Origin of the sequence: Nocardia sp. NPDC004568 (genome assembly GCF_040609955.1) — a bacterium.
Classification (GTDB): Bacteria; Actinomycetota; Actinomycetes; order Mycobacteriales; family Mycobacteriaceae; genus Nocardia.
Genome location: NZ_JBEXLL010000039.1, coordinates 17,425 through 34,046 on the forward strand (window position 1 = coordinate 17,425; position 16,622 = coordinate 34,046).

15 protein-coding genes are annotated in these 16,622 nt (G+C 68.7%); 5 read left to right on the forward strand and 10 right to left on the reverse strand.

Translation table 11 applies throughout. The features are described 5' to 3' along the window. Window positions 1-6: 6 nt before the first annotated feature. From ABZV91_RS18535 to ABZV91_RS18560, 6 genes are all read right to left on the reverse strand, one after another. Window positions 7-1,134 (reverse strand): glycosyltransferase, encoded by a 1,128-nt coding sequence (locus ABZV91_RS18535; protein WP_355242858.1) that lies wholly within the window; start codon window positions 1,132-1,134, stop codon window positions 7-9. Window positions 1,135-1,223: 89 nt separating this feature from the next. Next, entirely contained in the window at window positions 1,224-3,086 is a 1,863-nt protein-coding gene (locus ABZV91_RS18540) for a bifunctional diguanylate cyclase/phosphodiesterase (protein ID WP_355242861.1), read from the reverse strand. Between the two features lie 16 nt (window positions 3,087-3,102). Further along, entirely contained in the window at window positions 3,103-5,253 is a 2,151-nt protein-coding gene (locus ABZV91_RS18545) for an Rv1355c family protein (protein WP_355242864.1), read from the reverse strand. Continuing rightward, window positions 5,243-6,016, reverse strand: coding sequence for a hypothetical protein (locus tag ABZV91_RS18550; protein ID WP_355242867.1), 774 nt, complete (start codon window positions 6,014-6,016; stop codon window positions 5,243-5,245). Before ABZV91_RS18550 ends, ABZV91_RS18545 begins: the two co-directional genes overlap by 11 nt. 267 nt (window positions 6,017-6,283) lie before the next feature. Then, complete coding sequence (locus ABZV91_RS18555) at window positions 6,284-6,739, reverse strand: GyrI-like domain-containing protein (protein ID WP_355242870.1); 456 nt, start codon at window positions 6,737-6,739, stop codon at window positions 6,284-6,286. Beyond that, a complete protein-coding gene (locus ABZV91_RS18560; protein WP_063061826.1) occupies window positions 6,736-7,179 on the reverse strand; it encodes a GyrI-like domain-containing protein in 444 nt (147 codons plus the stop codon). The genes ABZV91_RS18555 and ABZV91_RS18560 overlap by 4 nt, the downstream gene beginning before the upstream one ends. A gap of 602 nt (window positions 7,180-7,781) precedes the next feature. Here ABZV91_RS18560 and ABZV91_RS18565 point away from each other — a divergent pair. Further along, window positions 7,782-9,863 carry a hypothetical protein gene (locus ABZV91_RS18565; protein WP_355242873.1) on the forward strand — a complete coding sequence of 694 codons (2,082 nt, stop codon included), beginning with the start codon at window positions 7,782-7,784 and terminating at the stop codon, window positions 9,861-9,863. A 40-nt stretch (window positions 9,864-9,903) separates the two neighbouring features. On the opposite strand, the gene ABZV91_RS18570 is transcribed toward ABZV91_RS18565, so the two are convergent. Both ABZV91_RS18570 and ABZV91_RS18575 read right to left on the reverse strand, forming a co-directional pair. Then, window positions 9,904-10,722, reverse strand: a complete 819-nt coding sequence (locus ABZV91_RS18570) for a GDSL-type esterase/lipase family protein (protein WP_355242876.1) — start codon at window positions 10,720-10,722, stop codon at window positions 9,904-9,906. 1 nt (window position 10,723) lies between these two features. Beyond that, on the reverse strand, window positions 10,724-10,948 hold the full coding sequence (locus ABZV91_RS18575; RefSeq protein WP_355242879.1) for a hypothetical protein: 225 nt from the start codon (window positions 10,946-10,948) through the stop codon (window positions 10,724-10,726). Window positions 10,949-11,043: 95 nt separating this feature from the next. Here ABZV91_RS18575 and ABZV91_RS18580 point away from each other — a divergent pair, with 95 nt between their 5' ends. Together ABZV91_RS18580 and ABZV91_RS18585 are read left to right on the forward strand one after the other, a co-directional pair. Further along, window positions 11,044-11,619 (forward strand): TetR/AcrR family transcriptional regulator, encoded by a 576-nt coding sequence (locus ABZV91_RS18580; RefSeq protein ID WP_355242882.1) that lies wholly within the window; start codon window positions 11,044-11,046, stop codon window positions 11,617-11,619. Between the two features lie 97 nt (window positions 11,620-11,716). Beyond that, window positions 11,717-12,631: an SDR family oxidoreductase gene (locus tag ABZV91_RS18585; RefSeq protein WP_355242885.1), complete on the forward strand. Its 915-nt coding sequence runs from the start codon at window positions 11,717-11,719 to the stop codon at window positions 12,629-12,631. Here the strand turns inward: ABZV91_RS18585 and soxR are convergent. Then, on the reverse strand, window positions 12,552-13,118 hold the full coding sequence (gene soxR / locus ABZV91_RS18590) for a redox-sensitive transcriptional activator SoxR (RefSeq protein ID WP_355242888.1): 567 nt from the start codon (window positions 13,116-13,118) through the stop codon (window positions 12,552-12,554). The genes ABZV91_RS18585 and soxR overlap by 80 nt on opposite strands. 126 nt (window positions 13,119-13,244) lie before the next feature. On the opposite strand from soxR, the gene arcA reads away from it, so the two are divergent. Further along, window positions 13,245-14,519 carry an arginine deiminase gene (gene arcA / locus ABZV91_RS18595; RefSeq protein ID WP_355242891.1) on the forward strand — a complete coding sequence of 425 codons (1,275 nt, stop codon included), beginning with the start codon at window positions 13,245-13,247 and terminating at the stop codon, window positions 14,517-14,519. A gap of 29 nt (window positions 14,520-14,548) precedes the next feature. After that, on the forward strand, window positions 14,549-14,908 hold the full coding sequence (locus ABZV91_RS18600; RefSeq protein WP_355242894.1) for a GntR family transcriptional regulator: 360 nt from the start codon (window positions 14,549-14,551) through the stop codon (window positions 14,906-14,908). Between the two features lie 34 nt (window positions 14,909-14,942). Here ABZV91_RS18600 and ABZV91_RS18605 read toward each other — a convergent pair whose 3' ends face one another. Beyond that, window positions 14,943-16,553 (reverse strand): phospholipid carrier-dependent glycosyltransferase, encoded by a 1,611-nt coding sequence (locus ABZV91_RS18605; RefSeq protein ID WP_355242967.1) that lies wholly within the window; start codon window positions 16,551-16,553, stop codon window positions 14,943-14,945. Between the last annotated feature and the right edge of the window lie 69 nt (window positions 16,554-16,622).

The window sequence follows — 16,622 nt, forward strand, 5'->3', positions numbered from 1 at the left end:
CCCGGCTCAACGGTCGAGCACCGCCAGCATGCCCGAGACGGCCGCGGGCCAGGTGAACTGTTCGGCTCGCCGCCGGGCCGCGCCGCGCCGCTGCGCGGTCGGGCGGGCCAGCACATCGGTGACCGCGTGCGCGAATGCCGCCGGATCGTCGGCGGCGACCGCTCCGCAGTCGTCGGTGACGATATCGGCCAGTGCCGACGACCTGCTCGCGACCACCGGGGTGCCCGCGGCCAGCGCCTCCAGCGCGGCCAGGCCGAAGGTCTCGTGCGGGCCGGGCGCCAGCGAGATATCCGCGGTCGCCAGTAGTCTCGCCACCTCCGCACGGTCGCTGAGGAACCCGGTGAAATGCACCGCGGGCAGGCCCCCCGGCAGGTCCGGTAGCGACTTCGCGCGGCGTTCGAGTGCGTCGCGGCGCGGTCCGTCGCCAGCGACCACCAGGCGCGCGTCGAGCCCGTTCCGACGTAGTTCGGCGAGCGCTTCGATACTGCGATCGGCGCGTTTCTCCACCGACAGCCGCCCGCAGTGCACCAGCAGCGGCTGCCCCGGCACCGCGAGGTCGGCCCGCAGGCCGTGGTCGTGGCGGCGCGGGCTGAACAGGTCCAGATCCACGCCCAGCGGCACCATTTCGATATTCGGGGCGTCGATTCGCCGGAACTCGGCCCGCGCGAATTCGGTGGTGCACACCACCCTGTCGTATTCGGCGGCAGTGTGCCGGTTGGCGATATCGGCGCAGCGCCGGGCGATCCGGTCCGGCATGATCTGCCCCAGCAGCCGGTCCAGGCGCTCATGGGAGATCATCACCCCGGCCGCGTCCCGGCGGCGCGCCCAGCGGCCGAATCCGCGCAGCGTCAGCCGGTCGGATACCTCCAGTACATCGGGCCGCAGGCCGTCGAGCACATCGGCGACCCGGCGCGGGGCCGCCGCCCGGTAACCGCCCGTCCACGGGATCCCGACCGCGGGCAGGGTGATCCGCAGCACGCCGCTGGGGAGTACGTCCTCGGTGCGTCGCGGCCCGGGCACGATGAGCACGACCTCGTGGCCGGCGGCCACATAACCGGCACCGAGATGGTGCAGTGCGGTCCGCAGACCCCCCGAACGCGGGCCGTAGAAATTCGCCAGTTGCACGATGCGCACGCCGCCGATCGTGGCGGCAGCCGGGTTACCACCGGAACCGGGGCGTTGAACTCGCGGTGAAGGCCGCGTGTTATTTGGACATCGAGGGGTTACGGGGCGGGCATTCCGCGACCCACCCGGGGCAGGTCCAGGTTCAGCGGGATACGCCCGAGGGCCAGATGTTCGCCGACCTCGTCGGCGGGCAGCGGACGCGCGATGAGGAAACCCTGGGCCCGGTAGCAGCCCAGGCCGACCAGGGTGCGGGCCGCGACCGGCGTCTCGACACCCTCGCCGACCACCCCGAGCCCGAACGATCCGGCCAGCCCGATGATCGACTTCACGATGGCCAGGTCGTCGGTACTGGCCCCGAGGCGCTGCACGAAGCCGCGGTCGATCTTCACCGCGTCCACCGGGAGCGCCTTGAGATGGGAGAGCGAAGAATACCCGGTGCCGAAATCGTCGATGGCGATCTGGACGCCCATGCGTTTGAGTCCGCGCAGCGTCACCTGGGTGCGGGCTAGATCCTGGACCACCACGTGCTCAGTGATCTCGAGGCAGATCGAACTCCCGTCGATGCCGAAATGGCGGAGGATATCCTCGATACGCTCCACGAAGTCCAGGCTCACCAGCTGCACCGGGGACACATTGATCCGCATGACCATGTTCGTAGCCAGGCCCTGGCGTCGCCACTGCGCGAACTGCGCGCAGGCGGTACGCAGCACCCAGCGCCCCAGCTCACCGGCGAGATTGGTGGCCTCGGCCACGGTCACGAACGCCCCGGGCGGGAGCAGGCCGCGGGTCGGGTGCATCCAGCGGACCAGTGCCTCCATGGCCACGATCCGGCCGGTGCGCAGATCCACCTCCGGCTGGTAGTGCAGGATCAGCGATCCGTCGGCCACCGCGCTGCGCAGGTTCAGTTCCACATCGTCCTGGAGTTCGAACTGGGCCCGCATGGCGTCGGTGAACAGGGCCACCCCGTTGCCGCCGCCGGATTTCGCCGACAGCAGCGCGTGGTCGGCGCGGCGCATGATGTCGGAGACGGTGGTTTCCCCGGGTATGCCGACGGCCACCCCCACGCTGGCGCCGCGGCTCACCGATTCGCCGCCCACGGTGACCCGGCGGCTGATCAGCTCCTGGATCCGGGTCGCCTCGTATTCGGCGGCGACGGTGTCCATGGGCTTGGCCGGCACGATCACGAACTCGTCGCCGCCGAGGCGGGCGATCATATCGTTGGGGTCCAGATTGTCCCGTAGTCGTTCGGACAGGGTCCGGATGAACTTGTCCCCGGCGGTGTGGCCGAGGAAGTCGTTGAGGGCCTTGAGCCGGTCGAGGTCGAGGAAGAAGGCCGCGACCGGGCCGGGACTGCCCGGTTGCAGCCGCTGCTCCATATGTTCCAGCAGCGCGCGGCGGTTGGCCAGACCGGTCAGGTCGTCGTGCAGGGCGATGAAGCGGAGCTTCTCCTCGGCCTCTACGCGGGCCTGCAACTGGGCGAACAGGGTGGCGATGGCTTTGAGCACGTTCAACTCGCGGGTACTCCAGTCGCGGTCGCCGACCTTCACGAAACCGAGCAGGCCGGTCGCGCGGCCCCGGGACACCAGCGGAACCGCCGCCGAGCTGATATCGCCCAGCCCGGACGCGGAATGGATGGTCTGCTGGTAATCGGCGGCGCTGGCCGGGATGAGGAACGGTTCGGTGGCGTGCTCGAGCGATTTGAAGACCGAATCCGCCTGATCGAAATACACGATCTTGAGCGGATCCGGTTCGGGCACGTCCTGGCGCGGCGGCCACTCGGCCACCAGCACCGTGGATCGGTTCGCGGGATCGTTGTGCCGCAGGTAGCTGAAGTCGACATCGAAATAGTCGATCAGCATGGCCAGCACCTGCTCGGTCGCCGACACCATGGTCGCCGAGTCGACGCCCATCAGCTCCGCGGCGACTTCGGTCACCAGCGAGTCGAGTGTCCGCCGAGGCACCTGATCTCCGATCACACTATCTGCGGCTGTCCGCGCCCGGTGCCGGGCGCCGTCGGCTCCGCACGCTGGCAGCTGCCGCGTAACTCAGGCGTAGTACCAGCGCCACGCTGTCCTGTTCCGGCACTTCCAGTATTTCCAGGAAACGACCCTGAAGTGTGGACAGTCTATCCGCGTATGCCGGGGAGAGCGCATCCAGTTCGGTACGGGATCGGGAAAACAGGAAGACGGGGGACATCGGCTGGACGGCCAGGCCGGACCGCTGCGCCTGGATCCACAGCCGCTGGACCGCGGCCCCGGCACGGGCGTAACCGGTCAATGCGCCGGGCTCGGCGCCGGGATCGGGGGTGAAGGTGAGGGCCACGACGGCCGAACTCGAGCGCACCCTGTCCCGGGCGTAGTCGCCCAGCGCCGCGCCCGCCGACCAGCTGTGCAATTGGGCCATCACATCGGCGCGTCGCCCGATCTGCAGGGCGACCCGCTCATCGGGCGCCAGTTCCAGCGACCGGGTGTCGATACCGTCGGTCAGGTCCTCGCCGGGCCAGCGCATCTCCGCGAACATCTCGCGATGCAGGAGCGGGGTGAGGTAGCGGATCCGGTCCGATTCGGCCAGGACACCGGCCAGGGCGCGGATCCCCGGCGAATCGGCGACGGCCCGCATCTTCGCCCCCTCGGCCGCCGCGGCCGCGGCGAGCCCGGCCAGGACACCCGCCGGGATCTGCCCGCCGTAGCCGAGCCGGCGGTTGGTCTCCCGGGCGAGCGCGTACGGATAGTCCGCCGCCAGCGCCGGGTCGGTGTCGCTGCCATGCCGGAGCGCCGCGGTGAGCGGGGAGTCCGGTTCGGTGCCCTCGCGGTATTCGTGGGGGCCGAGTACGTCGTAGGCCGCGGCCGCGACCCGGGCGTTGTAGAGGGCGGCGCCCAGCGCCACGGCACTGCCGCGGTAGCCGATGTCCATGGCGGTGGTGTAGCGGGGCTCGAGCGCGATCTGTACCTCCCGCGGCCCGGCGTGCAGTGACCACGGCTGGATGTTGCCGCCCGAGGGCGCGCGTTGCGCGCAGACCAGGATGCGGTCGATCGTGGTCCCGGCGGGGTCGTCGGATTCGGGGTCGGCGAGAGGGTGCTCGGTATCGATATCCGGGTCGGCCAGCGCGTCGAGCGCCTGCTCCACATCGACACGGGTACGGCCCGACCGCAGCGGCCGACCCAGCCCGATCCGGCGGATCGCCGTCGCGACACTGGCCGCCCCGAGCACCACGTCGCCGCTGAGCTGCGGCCAGCTGTTGAGGGTCTCACCGACCTCCACCAGGCTGCCGGCCATCCGGGCCGACAGATCGCGTGCGCCGAGCAGGCCGACGACGTAGGGCGCCTTGTCGCGGGTGGACAGGCCGCGCAGCTGTTCGGCCCCGGTATCGCCGAGCAGCCCGTGGAACGGGGCCCGGTCCGGTTCCAAGTCGAAACGCTCGACATCGAGCAGACCGCGGTCGCTGGTCTCCATGATCAGCGGCAGCCGGCGGCGCCGGGCCGCTTCCCGGATGAGCAGTTTGATGTCCAGGGAATCGCATTCCTCCACAACGATTCCCAGTCCGTCGACGAAATCGTCGGCGGTTTCGGCGTCCACGCCGCCGCCGCGCACCTCCACGGGCAGGTACGGATCGAGTTCGGCGATCCGCCGGGCGGTGACGATCGCCTTGTTCACCGCGATATCGAACAGGGTGGCGGGCACCCGGTTGAGGTTGGACAGTTCGAGCTCGTCGAAATCGGCGAGCCGCAGCCCACCGCATACGCCTTCCTGCGCCAGGGTGTAGGCGATGGCGTGACCGACGCTCTGGCCCACCACCCCGACCGTCACGGTGCTCAGCCGGTCTTGTTCGGCGCGGGTCAGCTTGTTGCGGTTGCGGTCCAGGCGGATCGCGCGGAAGGTCCGCGGTCCGGGTAGCACGAGCACGCTGCGTCGCCACGGGTAGTACACCCAGCGGTCGTCGACCGCGCTCTCCCCGGTATCCGGTGGATCGTTGAGCCGACCGAACTCCGCGGCCAGCAGGCCGCGTAGATCGTTGAACTCGGTATGCGGGGTGGCGCGCAGTCCCGCCAGGGCTCGTTTGTCGTCGGGATCGCTCGGGTCCAGGATCAGCGGCCGGTATTCCACCCCGAGATCTGCCTCACCGACCATATGCGTAGCATTCCTCCCCACCGTGTTCGAACAGCCGATGCGACCGCCGTGATCGCGGTTCAGCTAATCCCATAGCGCGAAGTTCACCACGCATGAGCAGATACTGCAACTTATCAGCAAATACGTGATAGGTCCGGGTGTCCCACCAGATCGGCAGCGTGTGATAACGCTCGTCGGGGTAGGGCACCGGCGGGATCGACTGTGCCACCACGCCGCCGCTGGCCCGGTGCCGCCCGGTGGTGAAGGAGGCGACCGTGGCGAAGCCGTATCGCGCGTTGAGCAGGCGTGGCGCGTGGGCCATGCAGCGCGAGATCGCCGCGGCCAGTTCGTTGCGCCGGGGCGCGTCCCGGGCGACCCACACCGCGCGGCTTTCCACTACGCCGCGCGGAATGCGCCGGGCCATCATCAGGCCCAGTTCGGCCGCGCCCGGCCGGCCCGCCCACGGGGTGAGCGAGCCGACCTCGGACGCCCAGGTGTAGGGGCCTTGGACGCGCAGTCCGGCGACCACTTCGCCGTCGGCGTCGGTGGCGGCGAAGAACAGCGCCGTCGAGAACCCGTCGAGGACGCCGTCGTAGTCCAAGGCGGCTTCGTTGCCGAAGTGGCGGTACGTGTCCCGCGCTCCCGCCAGGTATCGGCGCCACAGGCCGGGCGAGCGATCCGGGGTGGTCACGTGGAGGCCGTAACCGGAGACGTTGTCGCGAAATCTCAGAGTGCGGCCGTGGCACGGGTCTTCCTGGCCGACTGCGATCGCTTCGACAGTCATGCAGTTCCTACTCTTTCGCCGCACGACCGGGAGGGCCGTGCGGGATTTGTTGTCCAGCAGCCCGACCGACGCCCCGGCTCGTCGGCGTGCCCAGTGCAGTATCCGTCATCGGAGGACAATTGACCAGAACTCTGGTTAATCTTCCGGAAACCGATTCGGTGCGGGATCGTTATCGCAGGTCGAACCGGAACAAGTTTGTATGCGCTGTTACCACCAGACCGGTTGGTACCGAGTTGGTTACCGGTTGGCAACGACTCCGGTCCGGAGTCAGGGGGTGATGGAGATGAACAGCTCCACCGATTCCGACCCGTGCCAGATTTCGATCTCCTCGCGGTAGGCGCGGGTGATCTCCGCCGAGGCGGTCGCGTCGTCGACCTGGGCCCAGACGTCCTCGACCGGGTCGTGGTAGTCGCCGTTGGGTACGAAGCGGGCGTAGACGCCCCGCGGAACCCGGACCAGTACATCGCCGACCGGGGCGAGGCCCGGGTCGGTGTACTCGAAACACACCAGTGCGTTGTAGGTTCCGGTCGGTGTCCGGACGTACACGGTGTACATCGGCCGCTGTCCGTCGGCCGAGCCGGCGGCGGCGTCCAGTCGCTCGCGCACCCGGTCCTTGAGAAACTCGATGAGCTCGCTGTTGCTGACCTTGAAGCTGGGCCGGACCTTCGGGAAGACGAGTCCGGCGTACACGGATTCGCCGCGCACCACGATCGTGTAGGTCATCGGGCCTCGACCGCCAGATACAGATCGATCTTGTAGGCGTGCGGGTAGAACTCGAAATCACCGGAGAAGGTCCGGTTGATCTGGTGGTGTTCCTCGGCGTAGGCGATCTGCGTCCACAGGCTGGTCATGATCTGTGGGAAGTTACCCACCGAGGAGAACTTCGCATAGGTGCCGCGCGGTAAGCGGGCGACCAGATGTCCACGGGTGACCTCATCGAACGAACTGCACTGGTATCCGACGATCTGAGTGTTGTAGGTGCCCAGCTCCGTCGAATAATCCGTGTACGCCGTGGCGAGAGGACCGCCCAGCTCGTGATGCAGTACCGACGCCCAGGCGCCTTCGAGGTCGCGGTCGTACAACTCACCGAGCGCGCGCTTGGGGCTGCGTACCGGAAGTCCGGCGACCCACGTCTCGTCCCGCTCGACGAATTCAAACTGCATGGAACGACTCTTTCGAGATGTGTCCTGGTCGGCAAGCCGACCGAATGGTCGGCTGGATCCGCCATGCTATCAACCGACGGCGCTGCCGGCCGGTTGCCCGCGCCCGGCGACGCGGCCCGGGCGCGCGAGTGCGGGGCAATAGGATCGGCCGAGTTCCTGCCGTCCGATCCGGACCCATTACCATGGGGCGAATTTCTCCGGATGCCACCGCCGGGCAATTCGAGAGTAATCGGCTGTATTCGCCGAATTCCGGTTCTGCGAGTTGAATTCGACATTCTACTCCTGTTCTCAGGGTTGGGGATTTTGCCAGGTATTGTTTCGTAATTCACCGCGGTGGGCCTGATCCGCCACTGTCAGTTCAGCTGAATTTCATTCGGCGTCGATACCAATGCCAGCATGATCGGCAGACCAGACCGGCGGGCCGTGCCCGCGCCCGGCGAGCGCGCGAAACGCGCAGCTCACTAGTCGGATCTACGGCGATGCGCCTGTGGGGTGAGCGCGGGAGCGGTGTACCGCGGACGGCAGCGAGCTGGGGGCGCCGCCTCCTGTGGTGCCTTGCCGGCCTCTTTGTGCTGACCGCTCTACCGGGTGCCCTCGGCGCGGTGGCCGTGGCACAGGACGGCACGACCGGTTCGAATCGAATCGACGGGGTGGCCTGGATGAATATCCGGGACTCCTTCGGAGTGGCGCTCGCCGATTACAGCTATATCAGCGACAAAGGCGGGCTGCTCGATCCCGGCGGCACGGTGGTGTGGACCGTCGTGGGTCTGGAATTCGTCGGCTACATGATCATCGTGACCACCGCGATCTGGTTCATCGGCTACGCGCTGAGCTTCGCCTGGCTGGATCTGTTCGCCGACGCGCTGCGCGGTACCGCCGGCGCGCTGGCCGGCCAGCTCGCCACACCGGCCGTCCTGATGACCGCGGCGACGATCGGCGCCTTCTTCGTGGCGTGGTTCATCGCGCGAGGTTTTCACGCCCGCGCGGTGATCCAGACGGTGACGATGCTGGCCGTGGCGGTGCTGGGTCCACTGTTCCTGGCCGACCCGCTGGCCGCCGCCCTGGGCTCCGACGGAGTGCTCGCCCAAGGGCGCGACGTCGGTTTGGCGGTCGCGTCGGGGCTGAACGGGTCCACCACCCGGAACCCCGACCTGGCGGTGAGCACGCTACAGGGCGATATGGCCGACAATTTCGCGCGTCGTCCGGTGCAGGTGTGGAACTTCGGCCATATCGTGGACAACCAGTCCTCGTGTGCCGCGGCGTGGTCCTCGGGGGTGCGGACCGGGGACACCGATCGGACCCAGCGCGCCCTGGAGGCATGCGGGGACACCGCTGCGGCTGCGGCCGCCGCCCATCCGAGCCCGGGTCGGATCGGCACCGGTCTGCTGCTGCTGGTTTCGGCGGCCGTACTGCTCCTGTTCGCGGTGGTGCTGTCCTATCGGCTGATGCGGGCCGCGCTGGACGCGATCCTGCAGGGATTCATGGCGACCTTCGGATTCGCCGCGGGTGGTTTCGTGTTCGGGCCCACCCAGACGTTCCTGGTGCGCAACCTGGTGAACACGGGTATCGCGGCGGCCCGGATGTGTGCCTACACCGTTTTCATCGGGGTGTACCTGCTGTTCCTCGGCAACCTGTTCCAGCAGGCGCGCGGACAGGTGCTCGCGGTCATCGTCATCACCGCGGTCGTGGAGATCGTCGCGATCCTGCAGTTCGGCCGGCTGGCCAAGGGGCTCACCCGCGGTTCGAACTGGATGACCAACCGGTTCTCGCTCGCGATCCAGGGCGCCCGCGGCGGCTCGGGCGGTACCGCGCTCGGTATGGGCGGCGGCGGAAACGGTTCCGGGGGCGGTTCGGGCGTCAGTGCGATCGCGAGTCTCGCCGCCCTGAACACCATCAATTCCTCGCCGCTCACCGCGTGGCTCGCGGGGCGTACGCTCAACCCGCTCAGTCCGCTCGCCCTGGGGAAGATGCGCAGCGACCGGGTCAACGTGGCCACCGCGGCGAGCCGGTTGGAAGGGCACGAATGGGCATCGTTGGCCCGGCAGAACTGGCGATTGCTGGCGCGGCGGGAAGCCGACGCCTGGGGCGGGATCGAGACCGAGCTGGGACTCGCGCGCGCGATCAAGTACCTCGGCAACAACCGGGTGCCCTATCAGCACATGCCGGCTGTGCTGCTGGACGCGGGGGCCGGCCACAGCGCCGTGAACCAGGCGCTGCGCGCCCGTTCGGTCCGGGACGAGACCAGATCGCGTAATCTGTACGGCTTCGGCCCCCTGCAGAAGGCCGTCGCCTCCGGTAATGCGGTGATGAACCACGCCGGAACCGACGCGCAGGCGGCGTTCGCGGCACAGGCGGTGGCCGACGCCGACAGTCTGTCCCGGCATACACTGGCGCCGGATCCCGGCGCGGTGCTCGACCACGAGTTCATCGCACGGGTCGAGCAGCACTGGGATTCCGACCGCGCCCTGCGGGCCAATATCAGTGCGGACGAATGGAACTCGGTCGGCCGCGCCACCCGAACCGCCATCGCCCATCGGCTGGCCAGCGATCACTACGACATCTCGATGGCCTTCAACGATCATCCGAACCACGCGAACCGGGAAGCCCTGGCGGCGTCGGTGAAGCGTCTCGCGAACCTCGATCACACGGTCCCCGAGTTCGGTCTGGACCCCTGGGATCTGTGACACGCACCGCGCCGCCTGCCAGGCTGTCCGGGCGGTGACATCACCGGCGCGGCGCGGTCGCCAGCCAGTTCGCCGCCAGGTCGGCCACCTCGGCGCCGCTGCGGTCGCTGAGGTGGATGCTGTCGACGAACAGCTCCGAGCCGCGGCTGTGTGCGACCTGATCCCAGCTGCGCCCGAACAGGTAGTGCTGCGCGGCCGCGGTGAACGCGAGGCCGAAGCCGAAGTCGTAGCGCGCGCTCGGGTCGCCGTGTTGCCGGACGAGTCCGGCGATCCGCTCGTGCAGCGGCAGGTAGTCGGTGCCGGTGCGGGCGGCGGTTTCGGCAATGATCCGGTTGTATCCGGCCAGCCGGCGGTTGATCTCGTCCGCGGGGTCCTCGCCGAGCGGGGGGAGCGACATCAACGCCACCCGGGTCGTGCCCGCGGCGGTGACGCGGTCCGCGATCGCGGTGAGGTTGTCGCGGTAGGTGTCCAGGGCGACGTCGGCGCGAACGTCGTTGGTACCCACCAGGACGACGACTGCGTCCGGCCGGCAGGCCAGGACATCGGTGTCGAGGCGGTCGAGCAGATCCGCGCTGGTGTTCCCGTTCACCCCGGCGTTGACGATCCGGTGACCGGCGAACTCCCGCCGGAGCGCGCCGACCCAGTCGGCGCCGAGGGTGCCGCGGGTCGTGCTGGCCCCGGCCGCCACGACGACGGGCCGGTCGTCGCTGGGCTTCCCACCGGCGCAGGCCTGGGCCGGCGAGTCGGCCGGGGATCGCACGAAGGTCAGATAACCGACTGTGCCCGCGGCGCCGAGGATGGCGGCGAGCGTGACGGTGAGAGCGAGCAGCAGCCGTGCGCGGGTGCTCCGGGGTCGCATATCAGTACCCCCGGAAGATCGAGTCCCCGATGGCGGCGGGCTCGCCGAGCGCGGTGCGGAAGGTCGCGTCGGGGGCCGGCGCCGCGCTGGTGCGCACGTCGAGACCGGGACGATCCGGGCCGGCGGTATCGCGAACCGCCGTCCGGGCTCGGTGCCCGCCGGCGCGGGCCTGCTGTATCAGATGGCCGCCGGTGCCACCCGTGGCGTCGAAGTCACCGAGACGCATTACCGAACCTCCAGGAAGAGTCTGGTTAGTAACCACTAACCACCAGCATGGGCTAGTGTGCACTAACCTGTCAAGCGCGCACTGAGGAGACCGAGATGAACACGCGCGAGCGGATCCTGGACGCGGCCGCGGACATCCTGCGGACCCGGGGCGTCGTGCACGCGACCACGAAGGAGATCGCGCAGCACACCGGGGTCTCGGAGCCGACGCTCTACAAGTATTTCGGTGACAAGGAAAAACTGCTGCTGGCGGTGCTCCGGGAGCGGCTGCCCGGTCCCGCGCGGGCGGATATCGTCCCGGGTCAGGGCGAGATGACGGAGAATCTCACCGAACTGGCCTGTGTGACACTCGACTTCTATCGGCAGTCGATTCCCATGCTGGGCGCGTTGCTCGCCGACCCGCGGCGGATGGCGGCCCATCGCGCCGCCATGGCCGAACACGGTGCCGGTCCGGAGAAGGCGGTCGGCGCCTTCGCGGCTTATCTCGCGGTAGAGCGCGAACTCGGCCGGATCGCCGCGGACGCGGACCCCGGCGCCGTCGCCGCGCTTCTGGTCGGCGCGTGTTTCCAGGAGGCCTTCCTGGACTACTACAGCGGCGGCGCCCATTCGGCCGCCTCCTCGCGCGAGACGGCCGCGGGGCTGGTCCGGGCGCTCGTAAGCCCACTGCTGTAGCGGTAGCCCGCCCGACCGGACGTTTCCACCGTGCCCGCCCGTCCCCGGATCGGTAGGCTGCTGCCGACAGCGCAGTCGGACGATCGGGAGTGGCAGCATGGGGCGGGTCGACCGCAGGAAATCGGTGCGGAACGCGAAAACATTGATCACCGGCGCGGCCAGCGGTATCGGCCGGGCGACCGCGCTGGCGTCGGCGGCCCGCGGGGCGCAGTTGGTGCTCACCGATATCGATGCCGACGGGCTCGCGGATACCGTCGCCGAGATCGAACGATCCGGTGGCACGGTGCTCGTCGCCGAGGCGTTCGATATCTCGGATTACGACGCCGTCGCCGACTTCGCGGCGACCGTGCACGAGAAGGTCGGCAGTCTCGATGTGGTGATGAATGTGGCCGGGACCTCGGTCTGGGGCACCGTCGACAGTCTGGAGATCGGGCACTGGCGACGGATGATCGATATCAACCTGCTGGGTCCGATCAATGTGATCGAACGATTCGTGCCACCCATGGTGCGCGCCGGTCGGGGTGGCGCGCTGGTGAACGTATCGTCGGCGGCCGGTCTGCTGGCGCTGCCGTGGCATGCCGCCTACAGCGCCAGCAAGTACGGACTGCGCGGATTGTCCGAGGTATTGCGCTTCGAACTGGCCGAGCACGGCATCTCGGTGCATGTGGTGACCCCGGGCGCGGTCGCCACCCCGCTGGTGCGCTCCTTCGACCTGGTCGGCGTGGACAAGGAGCATCCACGGGTGCAGCGGGTCACCTCGCTGTTCACCCGGCACGCGGTGGCGCCGGAGAAGGTCGCCGCGGTGATCCTGAAGGGCATCGAACGCAATCGGTTCCTGGTGTACAGCTCGTTCGATATCCGGTTCGGATACTGGTGGAAGCGCAAGCTCGCCTTCCCCTACGAACTGCTGATGCGGCAGGCCAATCTGCAGTTCAGCACGCTGAAGCAGTCGGTGAATCGGGATCGGCCAGCGGAGAACACAACGAGTCCGGACTCTCCGGCACCGCGCTGAGCACGTCGTCGCAGCTGTACTCCGGGCAGTTCAGGTGCACGTCCAGTACGCGCGCGCCCGGACCCTCGGCGCCCAGCCGGTCGTTCTCGTTCACCAGTTTGCAGCTACCCAGGGACAGGCAGCCGCAGCCGATGCATCCGGTCAGATTGTCGCGCAGCCGGACCAGCTGGGTTATCCGCTCGTCCAGATCCTCACGCCACGCGGTGGACAAGGTCTCCCAGTCGCGCCGGGTGGGCGTGCGACCTTCCGGCAAACGGTCCAGGGCGGCCCGGATATCGCTCAGTGGGATGCCGACCCGTTGCGAGATCCGGATGAATGCCACCCGGCGCAGCGTCTCGCGGGTGTAGCGCCGCTGATTTCCGCTGGTCCGGCGGCTGGAGATCAAGCCTTCGCGTTCGTAGAAATGCAACGCGGACACGGCTACTCCGCTACGCTCGGAAAGCTGGCCCGGGGTCAGCTCCCTGGTTGTCCAATCCGCTGTCGGCATCGATACTCCTCCTTTATCTGAACAATACTTCAGGTTGCTGGAGGCCGTGGCCGAATCGGGGCAACTGCTCCGCGAACGGGTGGCCGTCGCCGTGCCCACCACGCGCTCGCGCACTAGTGTCGGGACATGGGACCAGATGCCGTATCCGATCCGACATCCGCCGCCCGGGCCCGCGACGAGAACCGGCCTTCTCCCGCCGGCTACGGGGTGACCAGCGAAGTCGGCACGTTGCGCGCGGTACTGCTGCACCGCCCCGGTGACGAGTTGCGCCGCCTCACTCCGCGCAACAACGACCAGTTGCTGTTCGACGGAATCCCCTGGGTGGAGCGCGCGCAGCAGGAACACGACACTTTCGCCCAGGTCCTGCGCGACCGCGGAGTCGAGGTCGCGTTGCTGGCCGATGTGCTCGCCGAAACTCTCGAAGTGAGCGGCGCCGCCCGCATCCAGGGCATCTCCGCCGCCGTGCACGCCCGCCGGCTAGGGCACGCCCTCGCCGACGATCTGTCCGGATACCTGCGCGGGGTGCCGGCCGCCGACCTGGCGCGAATCCTCATGGCGGGGATGACCTTCGACGAACTGCCCTTCGCCGCCGACAACACCTCACTGGTCCGCCGGATGCATCACGGCGGTGACTTCGTCATCGACCCGCTGCCGAACCTGCTGTTCACCCGCGATTCCTCGTTCTGGGTCGGACCCAAGGTCGCCATCACCGCCCTGGCCCTCCCGGCCCGCGCCCGGGAAACCTCTCTCACCGACCTGATCTACGCTTTCCACCCGCGCTTTCTCGGAGTACGCCGGGCCTACGAATCACATACCGCGCCCATCGAAGGCGGCGACGTGCTGCTGCTGGCGCCCGGAGTGGTGGCGGTCGGCGTGGGCGAGCGAACCTCACCGGCCGGCGCGGAAGCGCTGGCGCGCAGCCTGTTCGACGACCGGCTGGCGCGTACGGTGCTGGTGGTCCCGATCGCGCAGAACCGCGCCACCATGCACCTCGACACCGTGTGCACGATGGTCGACACCGACGCCGTGGTGATGTACCCGGGAGTCCGCGAAACCCTGACCGCCTACACGATCAACCGGGACGACGCCTCCGAGGACTACGTCGTCACCGGCCCGGAACCCTTCCTGCCCGCCGCCGCGGCCGCCATGGGAATCGACAAACTACGCGTGATCGACACCGGGCTCGACGGGGTCACCGCCGAACGCGAACAGTGGGACGACGGGAACAACACCCTCGCGCTGAGCCCGGGTGTCGTCGTCGCCTACGAACGCAACGAGATGACCAATGCGCGGCTGGAGGATTCCGGTATCGAAGTACTGCGCATACCCGGTTCGGAACTCGGCTCGGGCCGCGGTGGACCGCGCTGTCTGTCCTGCCCGCTTGCCCGGGATCCGCTATGAGATCCGGCCGGATGCGGTAAGAACGAGCCATGCTCGAGATCACGGTGTCACACGATTCGGGCGTCCCGCCGTACGAACAATTGCGGCTCGCCGTCCTCGCCCGGGTCCGCGCGGGTGAACTGGCCGCGGGCACCAAGATCCCCACGGTGCGGGCCCTGGCCGCCCAGCTGGGCCTGGCCCCCAATACGGTGGCCCGCGCCTACCGCGAACTGGAACAGGACGGAGTCCTGGAAACCCGCGGCCGGCTGGGCTCGTTCATCGCCTCCTCCGGCGATCCCACCGCCGACGCGGCAGGGCGGGCGGCCTCGGAGTACGTGGCGACGATCCGGCGGCTGGGTTTGGACGGGGACGCGGCGATCCACTACGTGAGGGTCGCGCTGGGCGCGTGAGGTGGGCTGCCCCTGAAGGCGGGTGTGGGCTCGGTTATCGCCAGCTGGGGAGCCACAGGTGGTCCTGCCAGTTGCCGGTGGTGATCGGGAGGCCGGTGAGGATGGGCCACAGCCAGATGAAGTTGGCTATCACCAGGGCGAGGTAGAGGCAGACCACCAGGAGGCCCAGGCTGTGGCGTTCGCTGGGTTCGGGGGGCAGGAATACGCCGCCCGGGCCGCGGGCGACCGGGCGTCTGGCGGTGCCGAGTATGTCGCCCAGTACCAGCGTCACCACCATCACCAGGAACGGGGCCAGGGTGACCGCGTAGAAGTAGTACATCTGGCGATCGAGGGTCAGGAACCAGGGCAGCAGCGCGGCGCCGTAGGCGGTGAGAGCGGCCGCGTACCGCCAGTCCCGGCGGACGATCCAGCGCCAGATACCCCACGCGAGCACGGGAAGCGACACCCACCACAGGGCGGGGGTACCGACGAGCATGACGGCTTTCACGCATTCGGTCTGCCCGCAGCCGGTGACCCCGTCGTCGGCGTAGTAGTAGAGCATCGGCCGCAATCCCATCGGCCAGGTCCACGGTTTGGATTCCCACGGGTGATGGTTGCCGGCGGAATTGGTGAGCTCGGAATGGAACGTGAGGGTGCGGGAATGGAAGAACCACAGCGACCGCAGGGCGTCGGGGACCACATGCGACCAGAATCCGCCGGTGCCGATCCCGTCCTCGGGTGCCGACGGATTGCCTGCCATGTAGCGGTAGACGGCGGTTTCGCTCCGGAACCAGGCGGTGTAGCTCGCCAGGTACACGCCCAGCGGGATGAGCACCAGCGCGTACAGTGCGGGACCGAGATCGCGGACAGCGGTGCCGTACACCGGTCTGCCCACGCCGTAGGTGCGGCGCGCGAACAGATCGAACAGGATGCTCATCACCCCGAACGCGGCGATGAAGTACAGCCCCGACCATTTGGTGCCACAGGCGAGGCCCAGCAGGATCCCCGCCCCGAACCGCCACCAGCGCACTCCCAGGCGCGGACCCCACGGGGTCTGCCCGATCCGGCCCTCGGCGTCGGCACGCGCCAGCCGGGCCCGCACCTGGTCACGGTCGACGATCAGGCAGCCGAACGCGGCGGTGACGAACACCGTGATGAAGATGTCGAGCATCCCGATCCGCGACGAGACGAAGGTGGTCCCGTCCGCGATCAGCAGGATCCCGGCCAGAGCCCCCAACATGGTGGAGCGCGTCATCCGCCGCACGATCCGGATGACCAGCAGGATCAGCACCGTACCGGCCAGCGCGGCGGAGAACCGCCACCCCCAGCCGTTGTAGCCGAACAGCGCCTCCCCGACGGCGATCATCTGTTTACCGACCGGTGGATGCACCACCAGCCCGTAACCGGGGTTGTCCTCGATCCCGCCGGTGAGGAACTGCCAGCCCTGCGGGGCGTAGTGCTTCTCGTCGAAGACCGGCGTGCCCGCATCGGTCGGATAGTTGAGCATGGTGAAGCGGGTGATGGCCGCGACCACCGTCAGGAACAGGCTGACCACCCACCCGCGCACGGTATCGGTGGGACCGAAATCCGGCGCCGGCCGCAGCGGGGCCGGGCTCGACCAGGTGCGCGGCGGCCGCCAGGCCGCGCGGTGGCGCGGTTCGGTCAGCTGATTCACGGCTCGAGCTTATGTGCTCTGTTTTTCGGCGCCGCCTCCGGCGTCGCGCGGTCGAGTCGG

Coding starts and splice junctions, on each gene's coding strand:
- ABZV91_RS18545 (WP_355242864.1), bottom strand. CDS start 5,253: ATGGTCGGTGAGGCAGATCTCGGGGTGGAATACCGGCCGCTGATCCTG.
- ABZV91_RS18550 (WP_355242867.1), bottom strand. CDS start 6,016: ATGACTGTCGAAGCGATCGCAGTCGGCCAGGAAGACCCGTGCCACGGC.
- ABZV91_RS18555 (WP_355242870.1), bottom strand. CDS start 6,739: ATGACCTACACGATCGTGGTGCGCGGCGAATCCGTGTACGCCGGACTC.
- ABZV91_RS18560 (WP_063061826.1), bottom strand. CDS start 7,179: ATGCAGTTTGAATTCGTCGAGCGGGACGAGACGTGGGTCGCCGGACTT.
- ABZV91_RS18570 (WP_355242876.1), bottom strand. CDS start 10,722: ATGCGACCCCGGAGCACCCGCGCACGGCTGCTGCTCGCTCTCACCGTC.
- ABZV91_RS18575 (WP_355242879.1), bottom strand. CDS start 10,948: ATGCGTCTCGGTGACTTCGACGCCACGGGTGGCACCGGCGGCCATCTG.
- ABZV91_RS18580 (WP_355242882.1), top strand. CDS start 11,044: ATGAACACGCGCGAGCGGATCCTGGACGCGGCCGCGGACATCCTGCGG.
- ABZV91_RS18585 (WP_355242885.1), top strand. CDS start 11,717: ATGGGGCGGGTCGACCGCAGGAAATCGGTGCGGAACGCGAAAACATTG.
- soxR (WP_355242888.1), bottom strand. CDS start 13,118: ATGCCGACAGCGGATTGGACAACCAGGGAGCTGACCCCGGGCCAGCTT.
- arcA (WP_355242891.1), top strand. CDS start 13,245: ATGGGACCAGATGCCGTATCCGATCCGACATCCGCCGCCCGGGCCCGC.
- ABZV91_RS18600 (WP_355242894.1), top strand. CDS start 14,549: ATGCTCGAGATCACGGTGTCACACGATTCGGGCGTCCCGCCGTACGAA.